This is a genomic window from Eubacterium sp. CAG:161 (assembly GCF_000432355.1).
GTDB classification, from domain to species: Bacteria; Bacillota; Clostridia; order Lachnospirales; family Lachnospiraceae; genus Eubacterium_G; species Eubacterium_G segne.
In genome coordinates this window covers 24378-28059 of record NZ_HF991838.1, presented here as the reverse complement: position 1 = coordinate 28059, position 3682 = coordinate 24378, and the positions used below count along the sequence as shown (strand labels likewise).

Annotated in this window: 5 protein-coding genes; all 5 read left to right on the top strand. The window is 37.0% G+C overall.

Translation table 11 applies throughout. The features are described from left to right. The coding region (locus tag Q5O30_RS00935; RefSeq protein ID WP_302674493.1) for a CinA family protein at positions 1–382 on the top strand (382 nt) is incomplete at its 5' end. Between the two features lie 54 nt (positions 383–436). After that, positions 437–1360, top strand: coding sequence for a homoserine O-succinyltransferase (gene metA, locus Q5O30_RS00930; RefSeq protein ID WP_021951894.1), 924 nt, complete (start codon positions 437–439; stop codon positions 1358–1360). A gap of 11 nt (positions 1361–1371) precedes the next feature. Then, the gene (locus Q5O30_RS00925) at positions 1372–2376 is read left to right on the top strand and encodes a DegV family protein (protein ID WP_021951893.1); all 1005 of its coding nucleotides are present in this window, start codon (positions 1372–1374) and stop codon (positions 2374–2376) included. Positions 2377–2551: 175 nt separating this feature from the next. Further along, on the top strand, positions 2552–3055 hold the full coding sequence (locus Q5O30_RS00920) for a CarD family transcriptional regulator (RefSeq protein ID WP_021951892.1): 504 nt from the start codon (positions 2552–2554) through the stop codon (positions 3053–3055). Between the two features lie 146 nt (positions 3056–3201). After that, a partial coding sequence (locus tag Q5O30_RS00915) for a zinc ribbon domain-containing protein (RefSeq protein WP_302674492.1) occupies positions 3202–3682 on the top strand: 481 nt, incomplete at its 3' end.

Here is a 3682-nt window from a genome sequence, read left to right as displayed (position 1 = left end):
AGCAATCGTGGATGTGGCTGATGCGTCAAAAGTTTTAAATGCAAGTTTTGTAACCTATGCAAATGAGGCGAAAATAAAATATGCCGGGGTTTTGCCGGAAACCCTTGAAAAATACGGTGCAGTAAGTGAAGAAACCGCAGGAGAAATGGCTAAGGGCACAGCTAAGGCAAATGGAGCACAGGTTGCCGTAGGAATATCCGGAATAGCAGGCCCTACAGGGGGGACAAAGGAAAAGCCTGTAGGTACGGTATGCTTTGGATATTTTATGGAGGGAAGACTTTGGACGGAAACGGTAGTATTTCCTGACAGGGGACGAAATATAGTCAGGGATATGAGTGTGGAGCATGTAATGGATGTGCTGATAAATGAATTGAAGAAATAAAGGTTATGTGTTAAAATTTTCTTTACGATGATTAATGGAAGGTGGGATTAAGATATGCCAATTAAAGTAAAACAGAGTCTCCCGGCAAGGGATATTTTAGAGAAAGAGAATATATTTGTAATGACGGAAACAAGAGCCATGACCCAGGATATCAGACCTCTTAAAGTTCTTGTTTTAAATCTGATGCCTACCAAAATCGTTACTGAGACACAGATTTTAAGAAAATTATCTAATACACCTCTTCAGATAGAGGTAGAATTTCTACAGACGGCAACATACCGTTCAAAGCATACAGACAAAAGCCATTTAGATGAATTTTATAAGACCTTTGACGAGGTTTCAAACAAGTATTTTGACGGATTAATAATAACAGGAGCACCTCTTGATTTTGTGGATTATGAGGATGTGGAATACTGGGATGAAATATGTGAAATTATGGAGTGGTCCAAAAAGCATGTACATTGTACTTTCTATTTATGCTGGGGTGCTTTTGCAGGACTTTATTATCACTATGGCATAAGAAAAAGAGACCGTGTTCCAAAGCTTTCAGGAATTTATAAACATAAAATTTTAAAGAAGAAATCTCCTTTGTTCAGAGGCTTTGACGATGAGTTTTATGCACCTCATTCCAGGGCAACAGAAGTTACAAGAGAGCAGATTTTGGCGGAGCCGGCACTGGAATTAATGGCAGAGTCAGATGAGGCAGGGGTGGCAATAGTCAAATCAAAAGACAGCAGACAGTTTTATGTTTTATGTCATACGGAATATGATGCAGACACTCTTAAGCTTGAATATGAGAGAGATACTGAAAAAGGCATGAACCCTCAGCTTCCGGTAAATTACTTCCCGGATGATGATCCTACAAAGGAACCGGTGGTAAACTGGCGCTCAGCAGGTCAGTTGTTGTGGACTAACTGGATTAACTACTACGTATACCAGACTACGCCGTATGATATTAATGATGTAGAAAACGAATAGGGAGAAATATTATGATTAAAATTATAGCAGACAGCACCTGCGATTTATCAGATGAATTAATAAAAAAATATGATATAGATATTCTTCCATTGTATATTCACATGGGAGATAAGGAATATAAGGACAAGCTTGAAATAACTCCTCAGGAGATATACAGATGGTCTGATGAAAACCGCACTACACCAAAGACAGCGGCACCTTCTATTGAGGATGCCATGAATATAATTGAAAAATATCAGAAGCAGGGTGATGACATTATTATGTTTGCCATATCAGAAGATATGTCAACATCAGCTAATGTTATGAGAATGGCGGCAGATAATTTAGATTACAGTGACCATGTGTATGTTATTAATTCAGAAAGCCTTTCCACGGGAATTGGTCTTTTAGTTATTGAGGCAGCAGTTATGGCACAAAAAGACAAAAGTCCTCAGGATATTGTGGAAATAATTGAAGCCTATAAGCCTTATGTAAGGGCAAGCTTTGTGGTAGATACGCTTAAATATCTTCACAGAGGAGGACGTTGTTCTTCTACAGCAACGTTAGTTGGAGGAGTTCTTAAGTTAAAGCCAAGAATTGTAGTTGAAAACGGAAAAATGTTAGCTGACAAAAAATACCGTGGAAAAATTGATAAGGTAATTGTTCAGTATGTAAAGGATTTGGAAAATGCCTTACTTCATGCTAAAAAGGACAGGGTATTTATTACCCATTCAGGATGTGATGATGAAGTTGTAAACATTGTAAAGAAGTATTTAAAAGACCTTCATCATTTCAAAAATATATATGTTACTAATGCAGGAGGTGTAATATCCAGCCACTGCGGACCGGGAACATTGGGAGTTTTGTTTATTGCCACAGGAGAGAAGCATGGTCCATATGATAAAGAGTTTGATGCTAATAAAAACGGCATAATGGAAGACCATGAAAAGGCTGCAGAAGATGCTTACATCAGACATTTAGTAGAAAAGGAAAAGCGTGACAGTGGCGAGGAAGATCAGGAGGAAGAAGACTTCTAAGGATATGTCACATAAAATTGACGGTTTCAACAATAAACACCAAAATATTCTTGTTTATTCTGCCTATGACATTTAACTATAAAAAGTAGTATACTTATATTAGGGAAAAAATTGATTAGAAAATGTTAGATTGGGTATAAATAAAACTAAGAGATAAGTAAAAGAGGTGTTTAGAGTGTTTAAAATTGGTGACTATGTTGTTCACGGAAGAAACGGAGTGTGCAAGGTGGTTGATATTACCCATATTGATATTTCCGGAGCAGATAAAAACCAGCTATATTATACTTTAATTCCAATGAAGTCAGAAGATAGCAGAATTTTTTATCCTGTGGATGGAAATAAAATAGTTATGCGCCCGGTATTAACCAGACAGGAGGCAGAGAATATTGTTTCCGAGATAAAAGACATTGAGCCCATGTGGATTGAAAATGACAGGCAGCGTGAGGAAAAATACAAAGAGGCAATCAGTTCCTGTGACTGTGAGAAGCTTATTTGTATAATAAAAACATTACATGCCAGAAATTCCAAGAGAATGGCACAGGGAAAGCGTATAACCTATGTAGATGACCGATACTTAAAGGAAGCAAAGAGAAATCTTCATGATGAGTTTTCAATTGCCCTTGGTATAGACAGAAATCAGGTAGAGGAATACATAAGAGAACACATTGATGTAGCGTAAGCATATTATAAGTGAATAATTTACATTAGAATCGAGTAGGAGTAATCTTACTCGATTTTACTTGCCAAGAATATTGTAGATGAATTATAATACCAACTATAGAAAAGCCCCAAGGGGCAATACATATTATGTGTGGAGGAGAAAATATGTTTTGTAAGAAATGTGGAAAATATGTTCAGCCTAATGAAAATTTCTGCCCTTACTGTGGAGCAGAGGTTGAAAAAGCTGATTTTGCAAGCAATACAGATGAAACGAAAGTTATCCCAAATATTCAGGATGAATTAAACAGTCAGGGAAAAAGCCTTGATGATATATCAGAGGATATTCCAAAGGAAGTTGAATATGTGGAAGATGACCAATTTGATTTTCCGGAAGATTTAGGTGATGATGAATTTGAGTTTGCCGAAGATGATGAAGATGATGGGGAGTTAGAATATGAGGATGATGAGGACGGCTATTATGGAGATGTTGCCAAAGAAAATGAGGCAATTGCCAACAAAAATAAAAAGATGAATATTATAGCCATTGCTGTTTCAGCGTCAATTATACTGGTAATAGTAATTGTAGCTGTTGCACTTTCCCTTACATTAGGTGGCAAAAACAACGATAAAAAGGAAACTACAAGTG

Excerpts from the sequence above, each read along its gene's own strand:
- metA (WP_021951894.1), top strand. The coding sequence starts at position 437 with ATGCCAATTAAAGTAAAACAGAGTCTCCCGGCAAGGGATATTTTAGAG.
- Q5O30_RS00925 (WP_021951893.1), top strand. The coding sequence starts at position 1,372 with ATGATTAAAATTATAGCAGACAGCACCTGCGATTTATCAGATGAATTA.